Annotated in this window: 17 protein-coding genes; 13 read left to right on the top strand and 4 right to left on the bottom strand. The window is 41.9% G+C overall.

The window, feature by feature from the left end:
• Window positions 1-6: 6 nt before the first annotated feature.
• On the bottom strand, window positions 7-378 hold the full coding sequence (locus ACXAEO_RS09295) for an NAD(P)H-binding protein (protein WP_474880181.1): 372 nt from the start codon (window positions 376-378) through the stop codon (window positions 7-9).
• A gap of 274 nt (window positions 379-652) precedes the next feature.
• Here ACXAEO_RS09295 and ACXAEO_RS09300 point away from each other — a divergent pair, with 274 nt between their 5' ends.
• The 3 genes from ACXAEO_RS09300 to ACXAEO_RS09310 all read left to right on the top strand — a co-directional run bounded on the left by ACXAEO_RS09300 (window position 653) and on the right by ACXAEO_RS09310 (window position 2,040).
• On the top strand, window positions 653-1,489 hold the full coding sequence (locus ACXAEO_RS09300; protein WP_474880182.1) for a manganese catalase: 837 nt from the start codon (window positions 653-655) through the stop codon (window positions 1,487-1,489).
• 115 nt (window positions 1,490-1,604) lie between these two features.
• Window positions 1,605-1,778, top strand: coding sequence for a hypothetical protein (locus ACXAEO_RS09305; RefSeq protein ID WP_474880183.1), 174 nt, complete (start codon window positions 1,605-1,607; stop codon window positions 1,776-1,778).
• Window positions 1,765-2,040 (top strand): hypothetical protein, encoded by a 276-nt coding sequence (locus ACXAEO_RS09310; protein ID WP_474880184.1) that lies wholly within the window; start codon window positions 1,765-1,767, stop codon window positions 2,038-2,040. Before ACXAEO_RS09305 ends, ACXAEO_RS09310 begins: the two co-directional genes overlap by 14 nt.
• A 97-nt stretch (window positions 2,041-2,137) precedes the next feature.
• Here the strand turns inward: ACXAEO_RS09310 and ACXAEO_RS09315 are convergent, their stop codons facing one another.
• The gene (locus ACXAEO_RS09315) at window positions 2,138-3,208 is read right to left on the bottom strand and encodes an S-layer homology domain-containing protein (protein WP_474880185.1); all 1,071 of its coding nucleotides are present in this window, start codon (window positions 3,206-3,208) and stop codon (window positions 2,138-2,140) included.
• Between the two features lie 211 nt (window positions 3,209-3,419).
• Between ACXAEO_RS09315 and ACXAEO_RS09320 the strand changes: the two genes are divergently transcribed.
• The 6 genes from ACXAEO_RS09320 to ACXAEO_RS09345 all read left to right on the top strand — a co-directional run bounded on the left by ACXAEO_RS09320 (window position 3,420) and on the right by ACXAEO_RS09345 (window position 9,036).
• The gene (locus tag ACXAEO_RS09320) at window positions 3,420-3,743 is read left to right on the top strand and encodes an ArsR/SmtB family transcription factor (protein ID WP_474884063.1); all 324 of its coding nucleotides are present in this window, start codon (window positions 3,420-3,422) and stop codon (window positions 3,741-3,743) included.
• A 20-nt stretch (window positions 3,744-3,763) separates the two neighbouring features.
• Window positions 3,764-5,062: an arsenic transporter gene (locus tag ACXAEO_RS09325; protein WP_474880186.1), complete on the top strand. Its 1,299-nt coding sequence runs from the start codon at window positions 3,764-3,766 to the stop codon at window positions 5,060-5,062.
• Between the two features lie 35 nt (window positions 5,063-5,097).
• Window positions 5,098-5,517: an arsenate reductase (thioredoxin) gene (gene arsC / locus ACXAEO_RS09330; protein ID WP_474880187.1), complete on the top strand. Its 420-nt coding sequence runs from the start codon at window positions 5,098-5,100 to the stop codon at window positions 5,515-5,517.
• A 3-nt stretch (window positions 5,518-5,520) separates the two neighbouring features.
• Window positions 5,521-5,949 (top strand): protein-tyrosine phosphatase family protein, encoded by a 429-nt coding sequence (locus ACXAEO_RS09335; protein ID WP_474880188.1) that lies wholly within the window; start codon window positions 5,521-5,523, stop codon window positions 5,947-5,949.
• A 224-nt stretch (window positions 5,950-6,173) separates the two neighbouring features.
• Window positions 6,174-6,971, top strand: coding sequence for an ABC transporter ATP-binding protein (locus ACXAEO_RS09340; RefSeq protein ID WP_474880189.1), 798 nt, complete (start codon window positions 6,174-6,176; stop codon window positions 6,969-6,971).
• A gap of 331 nt (window positions 6,972-7,302) precedes the next feature.
• Complete coding sequence (locus ACXAEO_RS09345; protein ID WP_474880190.1) at window positions 7,303-9,036, top strand: ABC transporter ATP-binding protein; 1,734 nt, start codon at window positions 7,303-7,305, stop codon at window positions 9,034-9,036.
• Between the two features lie 82 nt (window positions 9,037-9,118).
• Here the strand turns inward: ACXAEO_RS09345 and ACXAEO_RS09350 are convergent, their stop codons facing one another.
• Entirely contained in the window at window positions 9,119-9,388 is a 270-nt protein-coding gene (locus ACXAEO_RS09350) for a hypothetical protein (protein ID WP_474880191.1), read from the bottom strand.
• 60 nt (window positions 9,389-9,448) lie between these two features.
• Window positions 9,449-10,468 carry an ion channel gene (locus tag ACXAEO_RS09355; protein ID WP_474880192.1) on the bottom strand — a complete coding sequence of 340 codons (1,020 nt, stop codon included), beginning with the start codon at window positions 10,466-10,468 and terminating at the stop codon, window positions 9,449-9,451.
• 367 nt (window positions 10,469-10,835) lie between these two features.
• Here ACXAEO_RS09355 and ACXAEO_RS09360 point away from each other — a divergent pair, with 367 nt between their 5' ends.
• The 4 genes from ACXAEO_RS09360 (at window position 10,836) to ACXAEO_RS09375 (ending at window position 17,207) form a co-directional block, all read left to right on the top strand.
• Window positions 10,836-11,750 carry an alpha/beta hydrolase gene (locus tag ACXAEO_RS09360; protein ID WP_474880193.1) on the top strand — a complete coding sequence of 305 codons (915 nt, stop codon included), beginning with the start codon at window positions 10,836-10,838 and terminating at the stop codon, window positions 11,748-11,750.
• A gap of 76 nt (window positions 11,751-11,826) precedes the next feature.
• On the top strand, window positions 11,827-13,605 hold the full coding sequence (locus ACXAEO_RS09365) for a nitrilase-related carbon-nitrogen hydrolase (RefSeq protein WP_474880194.1): 1,779 nt from the start codon (window positions 11,827-11,829) through the stop codon (window positions 13,603-13,605).
• An 85-nt stretch (window positions 13,606-13,690) separates the two neighbouring features.
• The gene (locus tag ACXAEO_RS09370) at window positions 13,691-15,811 is read left to right on the top strand and encodes an ATP-binding protein (RefSeq protein WP_474880195.1); all 2,121 of its coding nucleotides are present in this window, start codon (window positions 13,691-13,693) and stop codon (window positions 15,809-15,811) included.
• On the top strand, window positions 15,786-17,207 hold the full coding sequence (locus tag ACXAEO_RS09375; protein ID WP_474880196.1) for a sigma-54-dependent transcriptional regulator: 1,422 nt from the start codon (window positions 15,786-15,788) through the stop codon (window positions 17,205-17,207). The genes ACXAEO_RS09370 and ACXAEO_RS09375 overlap by 26 nt, the downstream gene beginning before the upstream one ends.
• Window positions 17,208-17,393 lie beyond the last annotated feature (186 nt).

Here is a 17,393-nt window from a genome sequence, read left to right on the forward strand (position 1 = left end):
GTCCCGTCACTTGCAGGGTAAACGAGTCGTTTTCTTTCGACTAATTCTGGTATATAAGGGGCAAGGGGATATAAAATGCTTCACTTTCGCTTTTTCAGCAGCGTTAACCGCATTTTCAAATTCTTCTAATTTCGGCAAATTCGGAAACGTAATGCTAGGGATGTAAATGAGGATATCAGTATCTGTAAAGGCTTCGGTTAATTCTTGTTCTGACTGATAGTCTGCCTTTTTAACGGTCACACCTTTTGCACGAAAACTCTCGGCTTTTTCAGGATTACGAACAGAAAGAACGAGTTCTTCTGGTTGGATATGTTTGAGCGCTTCTTCTGTAATGAACGTACCTAATTGCCCCGTAGCAGCTGTAATGTTATAAATCATGTTTATTCCTCCTTTAAAGTGTGCGGTGTCGTCAACCTGTAACTTTAATGGTTACATTTTAATTTAGTATAGGTGGAAATGTCAAATTGTATTTTGTTCATCAAGCTTAAAGATATACAAGGTGATAAGGCAATCGTGAAAATCTTCATTATATACATTTCAACGTGCTGTCTTTCGTACAATGATTAAAAATAGTTCAGTCATAAAAGCAGGCTCTTTTGGTAGGGAGCTGAATATGATGTTCAACGTAGGCCTATTTAAAGGAGGAAAACGCATGTTTTATCATATAAAAGAACTGCAATATCCTGCTAAGCCCCAATGTCCGAACCCGTTGTATGCGAAAAAGCTTCAGGAGGTGCTCGGCGGCCAATACGGAGAAATATCGGTCATGATGCAGTACTTGTTTCAAGCATTTAATTGTCGGGCAGATGCTAAATACCGAGATTTGCTTTATGACATCGGTACAGAGGAAATTGCGCATGTCGAAATGCTGGCGACGATGATTGCCCGTTTGCTTGAGGGAGCACCAGTGAACATGCAGGAAGAAGCGTATGCAAGTGACCCTGCATTAGCAGCGGTTATGGGCGGCATGAATCCACAGCATTTCATCGTCGCTGGACTTGGTGCGCTTCCTGCTGACAGTGTAGGGAATCCTTGGAACGGAAAGTATACGATCGCAAGCGGCAACTTGCTCGCTGACTTTCGGGCTAATTTAAACGCGGAATCGCAAGGTCGCCTTCAAGTGGTCAGATTGTATGAAATGTCAGATGATCCAGGTGTAAAAGATATGCTCTCTTTTTTAATTGCCCGTGATACGGCTCACCAAAACCAGTGGGCAGCAGCAATTGCTGAACTTGAACAGCGGGAAGGGGATATTGTCGTGCCGACGACTTTCCCGCGCCAGTTTGAAAAACAAGCGGTTTCCTATGATTTGTATAATTTATCAAGAGGAGAGGCGAGCAGTACAGGCCGCTGGGCAAACGGTCAAAGTATGGATGGGCGTTCAATGTTCCGTTATGTCGATCAGCCAGGTCCGTACGGTCAAAAGCCAAAGCTTGCGCCAGCCCCTCCATATGTACATGATACGGTTCCACCAATGTCTCAGATGTAAAGGGTAAGTTAGCCTTTTTCCCATTTATTTCATAATTGTGTGTCAGGAAAGCTAACAATTCCTTTGCTTCTTTTTCGTTTCATTGGTTCAATAAGAGAAAAAGGGGTGGAGCGGAATGATGCTGTCACAACATTTGACAAAAGAACAAAAGGAGTATGTAAAAGAACTTAAAAAGAAAATCATGCAAGCAGCAAGTCCAACTGAGCGGGAACAAATCGAACGGCAGCTGAACCAGTTTTTAGAGCGGATATTCCTTGAATATAAATTAAGACGCCGTGGGGAATTATGAAAACAGCTTCTTGACGTACGGAAGCTGTTTTTTAGAGGACGTCAATCATTCTGAAGGAAAAATGAGCGGGGCGGAGGCACTGGCTGAAGGCGGTGGGATTAGAGACAGTGTTGGCGTGTCAGAATGGGCGGAAGAGCTGTCTGCTTGCAAAGGGATGGAAGAACAGTTCCCGAAGTTGACAATCCCGCCTCGTTCCACTTTGCCAATTTTCACAGAGCCGAAAATAAAGACCATTTCTGTTCACCTCCCTTGTACGCTTTAGTATATGCGTGGGAGCAAGAGCTTGTATAAGGAAAGAGTGGAGAGAAGGACAAAAAAAGAGCACAGACCGCATGTAAGCGATTTGTGCTCTCGTTGTGTTAGTTAACAGCTAAAAATGGGATGTCTTCTACATCTTCATCGTAAGGAATGAAGTTATAAATTTTCCATTGGCCGTCTTTCGTTTTCTTTAAAGAATACACACCAGACATGTCAATATCCATCGTAAAGCGGTCTGTACCGAATGTCATTTCCATATAATACTGAATATCGGTCACTTCTACTTTTGCATAATGATTGCTCATGGAAATCATCTCAACATTGAACTCTTCATCTGGCGTCATGCTCATTTCTTCCCCATAGATGTCTTCATACATTGTGAGGGAATCAAGGCCTAATGCACGGTAGTAACCTGTTGTGTGATCGTTATATAGCTTTGTTAGTTCAGGGATATCCATCATTTCTGCTGCGTTATTTTCAGCAAGAATATGGTTGCGTAAAAAGCTTTCCAGCTCTTCTTCGTTCGGAAGGTCCGATGTTTGTTGGTTCATTGCGCGGTGGATCATCAAAATCCCTTGAGCGCGAGTTGCTAAAGCATAAGGTTTGAATGTATCGCCATAGCCATTAATGATTCCATTTGCGGCTGCTTCATGAATCGGCGTGTAAAATTCGTCCTTTGGTACATCGGTAAACGTTTTGCCAATCGGATTGAACGTCACGTCTGCTTTTACCGCGCGGTGAATAAAAGCGGCCATTTGATTACGTTTAATCTTTGCGTATGGTTGAAATTCGCCGTTGTGTCCATTGACGATGCCAAGACTGCTTGCAATATCTACATAAGGGGCAAACCAGTCTGTTGCTTTCACATCAGAGAACGTTTTAGCCGTTCCGTTACTTTCTAATTGAAGTGCATTGACGAGCATTTTCACGAACTGGGCACGTGTAATATTGTCGTAAGGTTTTACATATACATAGCCTTCTTCATCAACGGTTCCATCAATGATATCAGCCGACATAAAATCATCCATTTCCTCGTAAGCAAATGGAACTAATTCTGAATCAACATCTTCCGGAATGTACATATCCAATGTTTTTTCCGCAGCAAAAGCAGCGTTAAAAGGAAGTAAAGTGGCAGTCACAAGTCCTGCTAAAAAGACACGAAATTTTTTCACAGCGTTTCTCCTCTCGAAAACTACTAAAATATTTATCAACAAAAGGATTCTACCCTTTTAGACAACATTTGTCATTAGGTAAAATGGTGGAAATTCAAATTTTTGTATAAAATGTTGTCTGAAATAAATGTTTGCTTATATAAGTGTATTGTTATATAATCATGATGGATTAGGAGGTGAGCGAAAGGTGACAGTCAAATCAAAGATTGAAATGGAAAAAGCGGCAGGAATTTTAAAGCTGCTTGGTGATAAAACTCGATTGACGATGATGAAGCTGCTGCAAAACAACGAATATTGTGTATGTGAATTTGTCGCTATTTTTCAGACGAGTCAGCCGGCCATTAGCCAGCATGTACGCAAACTGAAGGATGCGGGGCTGGTGAAAGAAACCCGGAGAGGGCAGTGGATTCACTATTCCATGAATCGAGAAAGTGAACATTATGATTTTGTACAAAGCCTGCTAGATTATCTCCCAAGTCAAGAAGAACGTTTAGAAGAATTGAAAAGACAAGGATTGCGTATTACATGTGATTAATTGTAGTGGAGGTTTGTACATTGACATCTATCATTTTAGCATCATTGATTTTCTTAGTGACACTTACGCTCGTCATTTGGCAGCCTAAAAATTTATCAATTGGCTGGTCTGCTTGCGGCGGGGCGCTGCTCGCCTTATTGCTCGGTGTTGTGGACTTTCATGATGTAGTAACGGTAACACAAATTGTATGGAATGCGACGTTAACATTTATCGCCATTATTATCATCTCATTAATTTTAGATGAAATTGGCTTTTTCGAATGGTCCGCGCTTCATATGGCGAGAGCGGCTGGTGGGAATGGTGTCCGCATGTTTGTTTATGTATCCATTCTTGGGGCGCTTGTGGCAGCCTTTTTTGCGAATGACGGAGCTGCGTTAATTTTGACTCCAATCGTTCTAGCGATGGTTCGGGCATTGAAGCTGGAAGAAGCGAAAGTTTTTCCGTTTATTATTGCGAGTGGATTTATTGCCGATACAACGTCATTGCCATTAGTAGTCAGTAACTTAGTAAACATCGTATCAGCAGACTTCTTTGGCATTGGCTTTTCTGAATTTGCTTCGCGCATGATTGTGCCGAACTTCTTCTCGCTTTTAGCGAGTATTATCGTTCTTTATTTATACTTCCGTAAGGATATTCCAACGAAGTATGATTTAACTCAGTTGAAAAAGCCTGCAGAAGCGATTCGCGATGAAAAAATGTTTCGCTTATCATGGATGGTTCTAGGTATTTTGCTTATGGGTTATTTTGTAAGTGAATTTTTGAACATTCCAGTTTCCATTATTGCGGGTATCGTTTCGATTTTCTTCTTGCTTATGGCAAGAAAAAGCCCTGCGGTACATACAAACAAAGTGCTAAAAGGTGCACCGTGGGCCATCGTCTTTTTCTCCATCGGAATGTATGTCGTCGTATACGGTTTGCGTAACGTCGGTTTAACGAATGTTTTAGCAGATGTCATTCAAATGGCTGTCGACCAAGGATTGTTTGTTGGAACGATGGCAATGGGCTTTATCGCCGCTATTTTGTCATCGGTCATGAACAACATGCCGACAGTTATGATTGACGCTTTAGCGATTGAAGCAACAAATGCGACAGGGACGATGAAGGAAGCGTTAATTTACGCAAACGTCATCGGGTCAGATTTAGGACCGAAAATTACGCCAATCGGCTCATTGGCCACTTTATTATGGCTACACGTTCTCTCATTAAAAGGAGTAAAAATCTCCTGGGGGACGTACTTTAAAACAGGAATTATTTTAACGATTCCAACGTTATTTATCACCCTTTTAGGGCTATACATTTGGTTATTGTTAATCGCATAATATATGTAAATTTTTCATAAAAGGAGATCAACAACATGGAGAAAAAAACTATCTACTTCTTATGTACAGGAAACTCTTGCCGCAGCCAAATGGCAGAAGGTTGGGCGAAACATCATTTAGGCGATGAGTGGGAAGTGCGCAGTGCTGGTCTTGAAGCACACGGATTAAATCCAAATGCCGTAAAAGCGATGAAAGAAGCAGGCATCGATATTTCCAATCAAACATCGGATGTCATTGACCAAGACATTTTAAATCGTGCAGATTTAGTTGTCACATTATGTGGCCATGCAGCGGATCATTGCCCAGTAACACCGCCATATGTGAAACGTGTTCATTGGGGCTTTGATGACCCGGCTAAAGCAGAAGGCACAGAAGAAGAGAAATGGGCATTTTTCCAACGTGTACGTGATGAAATTAACGAGCGTATTGAGCGCTTCGCGAAAACAGGAGAGTAATCGATGGAAAACAATAACTATCAAGCATTAATTAAAGATCGCATTTTCATTGGTGGAGCAGACGCTGTAAGTAACATGATGGAAAAGGAACAAGCGGAAGTTATTTTTGACTTGCGTGCCGAAGAAATGGAGCACCAAGCACCTGAACTGCGCATTCACGTACCGATTGTCGATGATGCAAAACAGCAAGATGAATCCATTCAAAAAGCGGTAAACGAAGTCGTGAAAGCATATGAAAATGGCCAAAAGGTTTATTTCCATTGTGCTGGCGGAAGCAACCGCACAGGCACAGTAGCCATCGGAACATTGCTTGCGCTTGGAGAAGCAAAAACGTTAGAAGAAGCAGAAGAAAAAGCAAAGGCAGCACGCAGTAAAATTAACGTGAAGCCGGAAATGAAAGAGGCGTTAAAACGTTTATTTCCAGAAGCCTAATATGAGATAAACCTAACGATAGATATACTTTAACTAACAAGCCTTCCTTTTTAAAAGGGGGGCTTGTTGTTATGTGAATTAGCCGCTCTTTTAACGTTTTCCCTGGTTGCTAAAGCGAAATCCTTCCTTTAAAAGTTAATTTTACATATAATAATGTATATAAAATGGAAGATTTTAAATTTTTAGTCTACTTGAAAAGGGTAGAAAACAGGGGGATTCGTGCTGTGGAAGATGTAATTGATATAGAAAAAATATCGTTGAAACGAGAAGAAGCTTATTTGCTTAATAATGTCAGTTGGCAAGTGAAAAGGAGCGAACATTGGGCGCTTCTCGGCTTGAATGGATCGGGAAAAACGACATTATTAAATATTATTAACGGATATATTTGGCCGACAAAGGGACACGTTCAAGTTCTTGGCCAACGTTTTGGTAGAGCTAATTTGCCAGAACTGAGGAAATCTATCGGGTGGGTCAGTTCATCTTTGCAAGAAAAGCTTTATGGACATGATTTAGCGCAAGAAGTCGTCATCAGTGGGAAGCATGCATCCATCGGCTTGTATGAACAGGTTAGGCAAGAAGAGTTGAAAAGGGCGCTCTCTCTGATGGATATTATGGAATGCAGCCATTTAGTTAATCGTACGTATGCATCGTGTTCACAGGGAGAAAAACAAAAGCTACTCATTGCAAGAGCACTCATGGCGGAACCGGCTATTTTAATATTGGACGAGCCATGTAACGGACTTGATTTGTTCTCAAGAGAAAAGCTGCTCGAAAGTGTTAACGAATTAGCCAAGCAACCCGATGGTCCAACGCTTATTTATGTTACACACCATTTAGAAGAAATTATGCCGGTGTTTACAAAGACATTGCTTCTTCGCCGTGGAGAAGTATACAAGACGGGAGATACGAAAGAGGTGCTAAAGGAAGAGCCGCTTTCCGGTTTTTTTGAACATCCGGTATCAGTGCAATGGGAAGATGACCGGGCATCTGTCAAGCTGAACATGCAAGTAAATAAATACTAATCTTGTAGAACCGCCTGTTTGAAAAAGAGAAAAATATGGTGTCATTAATCAACCCTGAAAATCATTGAGCGAGGGTAGAGGAGTAAGTGGATAAGAACAGAAGGAAAAAAGCGCTTGGAGATTTCTCTAAGCGTTTTTATATGGCATCCGCTTAGGTGCCCCTTCAAGTGGTCTGAATACCCATTGTCAATGTTTTTGAATCAAATGAAGTTGTGTTGAGTGATTAAGTAGAATATCTATACTTCAAAAAACACGATGCTTCTTTTTTGCGATGGGAACAATAAGTAGGATAGAATGAAAGCTACTGATGTTTCAGACAAAGGAGTTACAGATGAAGAAGAACCCAACTTTTCCATTTCGAAGGCTTTGGGCATTGACGAATCCGCCGAGGGGTCTATTTTTGACGGCGCTGTTATTATCGTTAGTGAATACAGGTATTTCGCTTACGATTCCGCTGTTCATGCGGCAATTGCTCGATTCCTTTTCCAACGGTTTACCGTCCGATCTTATTTGGAAGGTGATCGGCCTATTTATTATTCAAATTGTTACAAGCGCCTTTTCGCTTTATTTATTGGCGCAAATCGGTCAAACAGTCGTTGAGCGGCTCCGTACCGCCGTTTGGCAAAAATTCATCCGATTGCCGATTTCTTACTATGACCGTAACCGTTCTGGTGAAATGGTGAGCCGGATTACAAATGACACAACCATCGTGATGAATTTACTGTCGACAGAAATGATTGATCTTATTACGAATTTGCTGTCGATTACGATTGCGGTCGGCATTTTGTTCACGTTAGACGTGCCGATGACGCTCATCTTATTGCTGGCCATTCCGGTGATGGTGTTTATTGTGATGCCAATGGGGCGGAAAATTTACAAAGTATCGCGAAATCAGCAAGATCAAATGTCGAAACTGACTGCCTTTTTGGCGCAAATGCTCAGTGAAATTAGACTCATTAAAGCATACAATACAGAACAAACCGAATTTGAAAAAGGAAAAGAATCGTTTGCGAAGCTGTTTCAATTCGGGCTTCAAAAAGCGAAAATTGAAGCGATTTTATCGCCATTAATGAGCGCGACGATGACGGGGCTGCTCGTGACCATCGTCGGCTTCGGGGCATTTCGTGTCAGTCAGGGAGATATTACGGCAGGGGAGCTTGTTGCTTTTGTGCTGTATTTGTTTCAAATTATGGTTCCAGTCGGTTCTTTAAGTCGTTTCGTCACAAGCTTTCAAACGACGAAAGGGGCAACAGAACGTATTTTTCATATTTTAGATGAACAAGAAGAAGAGTACGAAACGGGGAAAACAGATGTATCTGCTGGTGTGCTCGCCTTTCAAAACGTCAGCTTTGGCTACGAAGAAGATCGTCCAATTTTGCGAAATGTTGATTTTACCGCAGAACCAGGCAAAGTAACCGCCTTTGTTGGTCCAAGCGGTGTTGGTAAATCAACGCTGTTTGCTTTGATGGAGCGATTTTATGAGCCGACAGACGGGGCAATTTTATTGAATGGCACAAAAAGCGAACACATTCAGCTTCGGACGTGGCGAGAGCTGTTTAGCTATGTGCCGCAAGACTCTCCGGTGCTAGCGGGAACGATTCGGGAAAACATTACGTACGGTTTGAACCGAGAAGCGACAGATGAAGAAGTGGAAGAAGCAGCGACGCTTGCTAACGCGCATACTTTCATTGACGCCTTTCCGCAAAAATATGACACGATGGTCGGGGAGCGGGGGATTAATTTATCTGGCGGCCAGCGCCAAAGAATTGCGATTGCCCGAGCGATTTTACGCAACCCACAGTTTTTGCTGCTTGACGAAGCGACCGCAAGCCTCGACAGTGAATCCGAAAAGCTCGTCCAGCAATCGTTAGACACCGTCATGAAGGGAAGAACGTCCTTTGTTATCGCACACCGACTGTCAACGATTTTAAAAGCTGACCAAATCGTCGTCATGCAAGACGGCACAGTGACTGGAATCGGCACACATGAACAACTGATGAACACACATGACTTTTATCGCATGCTCGTGCATCAGCAGTTTCAAAGGGGAGAAGTCCCGCATTAAATATGTGAGGGTTAAACACTAAAAAGACAGACTAAATTTCAATTTTGGTCTGTCTTTTTGAGGTCCTCACTTAAACATCAACCTATTCATTCTCTTTATTCGCAAAATATAAAAAGACTTTTTCAATTTCTTTAATGTTCTCTTCTATGTCACCTTCACAGTTATGAATAAACGTCAGGGCTTCCGTAGTCGGTTCGTAGCACCCTAGTTCGTGCATTCCAGTTAGGTGTTCATAAGGGACACCGTATTGATCCATCATCATGGAAATTTCGTGATGAAGCTCTTTCGCTTTTTGGTTTGCTTTGTCATACTGTTTGAGCTTTTGCTTTAAAGCAGCAGGCATGCTTTTCATGTTGTGTTCTCCTTTTATGTTCTTACATTGTTATTTGAAAAATGAGCGATGATAGGGCTGTTACACTAATCCAGCCGCCGTTTTATCCTCGCAAACGATAAACAGTGTATCCTCTTGTCGCAAAGGTCGTTCTTTGTCGCTTAAAAAATTCATATCCTCATTAATGGAAATAAGAACAACTCCTTGTTCGAACAGCGCTAAATAAGCATCGCGTACGGTTTTCCATTCTGACTGCGGGCGAATTTCGTGAATGTTGCTGCCGTATTTTTTACTAAGCAGCTGACGGAAAATGTTTGTCGTTCCTGGATGAAGCGTAGCCTTAGCCATTAAGCGGGAAACGGAATCATTCGATAAAATGAAATCATCGACTTTAATATGTTTGAACTTCGTAATATGACTCTCTTTGCTAATCTCCACAATGGTATGGATACTTTGTTCATATGTATGCGAAATCCCTTCAACCGCTGCCGCAATAAGCAATGTTTTGCCGTCTGCGAGAGTGGAATTGTCAATGGATGAATCAGAAAAAATACACACTCTTTTCGCATGCAAAATATTGCTTTTTAATAACGTCGATTCATCTGACGGGTCCCCTTGAACGTAAAAAACTTGTTCATGTTCGTACGGCACGGATGGAAGGGTGTCAATGAGGACGATTTCCGCCTCTGGCTCTGTGGCGAGCACTTCTTTGATGGCATCTTTCGTCTTGTTTGACCATCCGATGTAAATGTAATGATCTCGGCGTTTGTACACTAATTTTCCCTCCGTTTTCAATCGATTGTATGTTGAAATTGAGTCAACTAATCTCGACAACAAAAGTCCGATAATCCCGATTCCAAATAAAAATAGAAACATCCCGACAAGCCTTCCTGCTGTTGTCTGCGGATAATAATCCCCATATCCAACTGTCGTTAACGTTGTCATTGTCCACCATAACCCTTCAAACAGCGTCGGAAACGTTTCAGGCTCCAACAGATGAATGGAAAATGTTCCAAAGGAAATGATAGCCGCCGAAAGGAGCAAAATCGTCGCAAAGCTCAATTTGCTCAACTTCCTCCAAATCCGAAAAAAGATATGCATAATTACAAACCCTCCTTGAGTCTATTTTAACAAAAAACGGGAAGGGGGATTAGTGCTTCTTTTTCATAATGTTTTATTGAGGATGTAATGTTGTCAAAATATTCGAAACTTTAGTCAAAAAATTTTGACAACTAATCTAATTTATTCCATCTTATTTCTGTTTTGTATTCTATAAAACGGAATTTTCTCCGCTTTTTCTATATATTTTACTTCATTATTTGACATCATTTTATTTAATGGAAGGGCGTTCACAAGCAGTTCTTTCCCCCTTAATCCCTCAAAGGTTCACTTAAGTTTAGAAGTTGGCACACTCCTTGCAAGAATGTAATAGTGAAATTCATTTTTTATGATATTGGAGGAGAAAAAGATGATCGAGCGCCACATTCAATTTTATAGTGAAGGATATAAACTAGATGGGACATTGTATTTTCCGGATGATTACAAACAGGGGGAAAAACGCCCTGCCATTATTCCGAACTCGGGCTACCAAGGGTTCAATGAATTTTATCCGAAATTATTTGCCCGCAATTTAACGGAAGCAGGCTATATTTGCTTAGGGTTCGATTATCGCAGTTTCGCGAAAAGCGAAGGAGAAGAAGGTCGGGTAATTTTAAATGAGCAAGTGGAAGATATTCAAAATGCGATTACGTTCCTTTCACTGCAAGAAGAAGTGGATGCAGACAACATCGGATTAATTGGCTGGGGCATGGGTGCTTCCAATGTTGTTCGTGTCGCGGCAAGAGACAAGCGTGTTCGGGCTGTTGCTGGATTAAATGGCTTTTACAATGGGGAAAGATGGCTGCGCTCCATCCATTCTTATGTAGAATGGAACAACCTTTTACGAATGGTCGAAGAAGACCGAAAGCAACGTGTACTAACCGGACAATCAAAGCTGGCCGATCCGTTCATTCATTACCCGCTTGATCCAGCGACAGCTGATTATGTCGATAAAGAGCTTGCAGTCCTATCGCCATTTGGAAAGCAAACAGTTCTTCAGTTTACAGACTCTATTATCGGAATGAATGCTGAAAAAGAGGTGAAAGATGTAACGGTTCCACTCTTTATTGCACACGGAAAAGACAATTTACTGCATCCGTTTGAAGAGTCATCGGAACTATATCATGCGGCGAACGAACCAAAACAGCTTTACGTGATTGACGGCAAGCATAATGACTTTATGTACCATGAGCATGAAGTGTTTCAAGAGTTAATCGTCCAATTGAAAACTTTTTTTCAAATTCATATTGGAAGTAAAGCGGCGAAAAGAGCCGTTCAAGTATAAATAAAGCAAAAAAACAGGTGGCATATTGAATGCCATCTGTTTTTTCAAGGTTTTCATAAAAGGAGGGGTTGTGTGCATGCTTAAACATTCATTTAAAGCAGCGAGTATTGAATTCAATCCTTATTTAAAGGAGCTAAACAAAAACATTGAAGAGTTACTGGAAGTTGTAACAGAAGCGGCGGAAAATGGAGCAAAGCTTATTGTCACACCAGAGATGGCGACAACTGGCTATTATTACGGAAGCCGGTCGGACATCCGTCCGTTCGTCGATACGATTCCAGGGAAAACGACAAGGGCGTTCGAGGCAGTAGCTAGACGCTATGAAACTCACATTGTCATTGGAATGGCAGAAGTCGATGAAGAAAATGGACTTTATTACAATTCATCTGCTCTCATTGGTCCTGACGGCTATATTGGAAAATATCGCAAAACACATCAATGGGCAGCAGAAGACGGGTGGGCGAGCTGGGGCAATATGGGCATTCCTGTTTATGAAACAGCCATCGGGAACATTGCGATGATTATTTGCATGGATTCGACTTATTTTGAACCAGCCAGAATCGCTGCTATTAGCGGAGCTGATATTCTTTGTTTTCCGACGAATTCAACGGGAGGTTCTCTTTCCATGCTGCAAGGATGGGCGGAAATGAACGGGATGTATATTGTAGGGGCAAACCGTTCCAATACAGAAGAGGACTACCATATGATCGGGGCGAGTGCGATTTGGTCTCCGACGGGCAAAAAGCTTGGGGAAACTTCGTATGTGAAAAAAGAGGATGCGAAGAAAGAGGGCGCCATTTTGTATGCTGATATTGACCCTTTTGAATATGACAATGAGGCCAAACAGCGGTTAAAGGAGCGGAAACCGTATGTATATCATGAGCTTCTCCTCTATGATGGACCGTGGGAATATGCAAAATGGGCCAGTAATAGCAGTCAGACGACGGCCGCGCTACTCCAATATACACCAGCAATCGCTGATAAAAAGGCGAATGTAAACAAAATCAAAGCGCTTCTTGCGAAAGCCTCTGACACAGCGAAGAAAAAGGAATGTGCTTTATCTCTCGTCGTTTGCCCTGAGCTTTCGTTAACAGGGCCAGTAGAGAGTTTATCGATAGAAGAAATTGAGAAGCTCAGTGAAACAATGGAAGGTGAAACCGTGGCAGACATGAAAGCACTCGCTCATGAGTACGGTGTCCATCTCGTCTTCGGAATGATTGAACGGGCAGGAGCGCAGCTTTATAATACCGTTTGTCTGCTTTCGTCAAATGGCCTTATTGCCGCGAAGGCACGTAAAATTCATTTAACGCAAAGCGATAAACGGTGGGCACATGCAGGTGAAGACATTGCTGTGACCCATATTGAGACAATCGGTCGTGTCGGGATGATGGTCGGGTATGATGCCGCATTTCCTGAAACAGCTGGAGTCATGGCTGTTAAACATGCTGAAATCATTATTATTCCATCAAGTTGGCATGGTGAATTTGGCGGGACATTGTCGCTCCATGAAAAGATGATGGAACAAAAATTCCCGGAAAATGCGATGATTACGTGGGATATCACAGCTCGACTTTCACAGACAAACACACTTGTCGCCAATTTCGTCGGTACAAGTCTCGGCTATAAAGGGGGAAGTGCTCTTTATACGCCTGATCCGATTTACGGTGGACCTATTCCGGTTGTGGCTGCTTCTTATGAAGAGGAGGCGCGGCTTGTTACGATTCCAAATTATAACCGTGATTGGTGGCTTACACAGGAGAAGCTTCTATTGTCGCGACGCATTCACCATTATCAACCGCTCATGATGAAATATGCCGAAATAAGGGGAAATAGAAGGAAAACGGCTATTGTTTAGCTAATAGTATAAAGTACTTCGTTCTGTTATCGGAACGAAGTACTTTCTTTCTTATCAATTGATTCATAGATTTGAGGGGGTATGGATGAAAGTTTTTCATTCAAGGCTGACGAAACGTTACGTTATTACGGTGCTTGTCGTGATTTTATTTGTGCTGACCTCTCTTTATTTCGTAGCGGTAAATGTTATGAATAAGTCAGTGCGCCAGCAAATGGAATATCGCGATGGCCTCATTGCCAAAACGCTCGGAGCACAAATTGAAGTAATTTTGCAGCATGCCATTGCTGATATGAGACAAGTGTCGCCTGTTGTGAGCGAGCTTGGTGGCAGTGTGAAAAGCTCTTATGAGATGGAAATTGAAAGAATCATTTCACAAAATGCGCTTTATTTATTCATTGAAGTGTATCAAGAAGATAAGCAAGTGCTACGCATTCCTGACATTTCTTTTTCACACTCTGTACAAATAGAGCCAATTTTGCATCGGTTGTCATGGAGTCAAACAAGCTATATTTCCAATCTGATTTCCCTTCCGGACGGGCGAAAGACGGTCGCAATCGCTTACCCAGCATTTGATGAACAGGAAAGGTACGCAGGGACCATCATTGCTTATTTGAATTTAAGTATTTTATCGAACCAATTAGATAAATTCGTTATTGGCGGTGAAGGGATGAATGCTGTTTTAGACCGGAATGGGACCATCATTGCCCATACGGATAAACAGTACATCGGCACATCCATCGAACAGCATGAAGTCGGCTTTCATTTAAAAAAAGAACGGTTCGGTCTATGGGACGGGGTCATTTTTGATGAAAACATGGTCGTTTCTTACCGGCCCCTGTTGCTTGGAAGCATGGGACTAATCGTAGGGGAAACCCTCTATCAAGCATTGAGTCCTGCAAGGTCAGTGACGCTCTTGCTGTTTCAAGGCGTTATTATCGTAGCGGTTATCGCACTAGGTCTTGCCATTTTTAGCTCGTGGAGAGTAATTCGACCTGTCATGATGCTCATTCAGCAAGTGAAGGAGTATAAGGAGGGAAGGCGTAAAGTGTTCGACAGCATTCAAACAAATGATGAGATAGAAGACCTTTCGTTTGTCTTGTCAGATATGGCGACAGATCTTCGTGAAAAAGAACGGAATTTATTTTATATTTTAGAATCCATCCCTTACGGTGTCATTACAACCGATCAAGACGGTCGGATTATGACGTTTAACAAAGGGGCAGAAACATTAATGGGTTATACGCGTGAAGAGGTCGTCGGAAAGCTGATTTTTGAACTTCCCATTAAACATGACATTCAAGAGTTTATCGTGTTAAGAACGCTGAAGGAAGGAAAAGCGTTTGAAGAAGCGGAGAGCTATATTGTCGATAAAGATAAGAATATGCACGATGTACGTATTTACGCTTCACTTTTTAAAGGGGAGCAAAACGAGCATCTAGGTTCCCTTCTTGTGATTCGTGATGTGAGTGAGATTAAAAAGCTTGAAGAGTATGTGAAGCAAAGTGAGCGGCTTGCTTCCCTCGGGCAGCTGACGGCAGGTATTGCGCACGAAATTAAAAATCCACTAAGCATCATTCAAGTCGCGGCTGAAACAATCCGGCTGCAGATTAATGATGAAATGGAAGAAAAAGAGATTGTGGAGGAACTGACAGATGATATTTTAATATCTTCAGAGCGCATGAACAAGTTGCTAACAGATTTCTTGAAGTTTGCTAAAAATGATGTGCATGAAGCGAAGGTGTTGACAGATTTAATTCCGTTGACAAATGAACTGCTGCATTTATTACGCAGACAATGTAATGAGTACAACGTCAAGGTGACGAGTCGTTACGAGGTGGAAGAAGCGTTTGTGCTTGGGGATAAGCATCAATTGACGCAAGTCTTATTAAATGTGTTATTAAATAGCTTACAAGCGATGGAAAATGGCGGAGACGTTCATATTGAATTGACAGAGGGAGCTGGATGTTGGAATTTGGCTGTTGCGGATACGGGAGAAGGCATCGCGCCATCGAAGCTGAAATGGATTTTTAATCCTTTTTACTCGACAAAGTCGGAAGGAACAGGACTTGGACTATCTATTGCCCATGAAATTATGACAAACCATGGCGGGAAAATATGGGCTGAAAGCAAGGGAGGTGAAGGAACAATCATTCATATTCAATTGCCAAAGGGGGAAAACGATGAGAAAGAGTCTCTTGTTTGTTGACGATGAAATTAGACTTTTACGTGCTTTATCACTATCTTTTCGAAAAAAGAATTATGACGTAACCATTGCAGCGAATGGACAAGAAGCTCGAAAGAAAATAATGGAACAAAATGCAGAGATTGTGTTCCTTGACTTAAACTTACCAGATGTCAACGGTTTAAAGCTATTAGAAGAATTTATTTCGCTTTATCCTCAAAAAGTGTTTATTATTATGACCGCTTACGGTGATGTGGAAAGCGCAGTGTCGGCGATGAAGGCAGGTGCGTTTGATTATATCGTGAAACCAGCGAAGCTCGATGAAATTGAATTGGTTATTGAAAAGGCTTACAATTGGCTTGGTATGAAAGAAGAAAATCTTCATTTAAAAGAACAAATAAAGCAGCTCGAATCATCGAACGGCTTTATTAGCACAAGTCCTGAGATGCAGGAAATATATGAACTCATTGAGCGGGTAGCGGCAACAGATGCGACGGTTTTACTACACGGGGAAAGCGGAACGGGAAAAAGCATGATTGCGAAGATGATCCATAATATAAGCGACAGAAAGAAGGCCCCGTTTATTGCGGTTAACTGTGCCGCCATTCCAGAGCAATTGCTAGAAAGCGAGTTGTTCGGCTATGAAAAAGGAGCATTCACAGGAGCGACAGCTAGCAGAGCGGGGAAATTTGAAGCAGCACATACAGGGACGATTTTTTTAGATGAAATTGGTGAAGTATCGATGCCGCTTCAGGCAAAGCTTCTTCAAGTCGTTCAAGAAAAAGCATTTATGCGCCTCGGTAGCAGCCAAATAAAGCAAGTAGATGTCCGAATCGTTTCCGCGACGAATCGAAATTTAAAGCAAATGGTCAAAGAGGGTACGTTTCGTGAAGACCTTTATTACCGTCTCAACATTGTCGATATACATATTCCATCTTTAAAGGAGCGGAAAGATGATATTCCGCTTCTCATTGAAGAATTTTTAGAAAAGCATCGTCAAAAAATGAACAAACAGTACAACGTCTCCGCTCAGTTAATGAACATTCTAGTCAGCTATGAATGGCCAGGGAATGTCAGAGAGCTTCAAAATGCGATTGAGCGTGCGGTTGTGCTTTGTAAAGGTGAAGAGTTATCCATTCGCGACTTCCCGCGTGAAATCCAGAATGTCCGCGAAGTGAATACGGCTTTCGAGGTGCTTTCAGAAGAAAACGGAAAAACGCTTCCTGAAAAATTAGAAGAAATTGAAAGGCAGTTGATTTTAACGGCGATCGAGGAGCATCATGGCCAAATCGCTGCCGCTGCCCGAGAGCTCGGTGTTTCACGACAAAGACTGTTTTATAAATTGAATAAATATCTTGAACAGCCAAAAGAAGAGGACGGAAAAGAGAGCAGCAGTATCTCAATGGATTCCTCTTTTTAAAAGGGCCTGTCACGAGAATCCTGTAAAAAGAAGGTTCTTGTGACAGGTCTTTTTTGATGGTCTGTACAAAATGGATGACGTTAAAAATCTTTTCAAGCTGGAAAAAATTTTTGACAGCTTCTCGTTAGTTGCCGGTGTGAACAGGAAAAATAGGGGCATTCCTACTTGGCATAGTTCTTGCATCTT

This window comes from Bacillus sp. ABA4_010 (genome assembly GCF_056159105.1).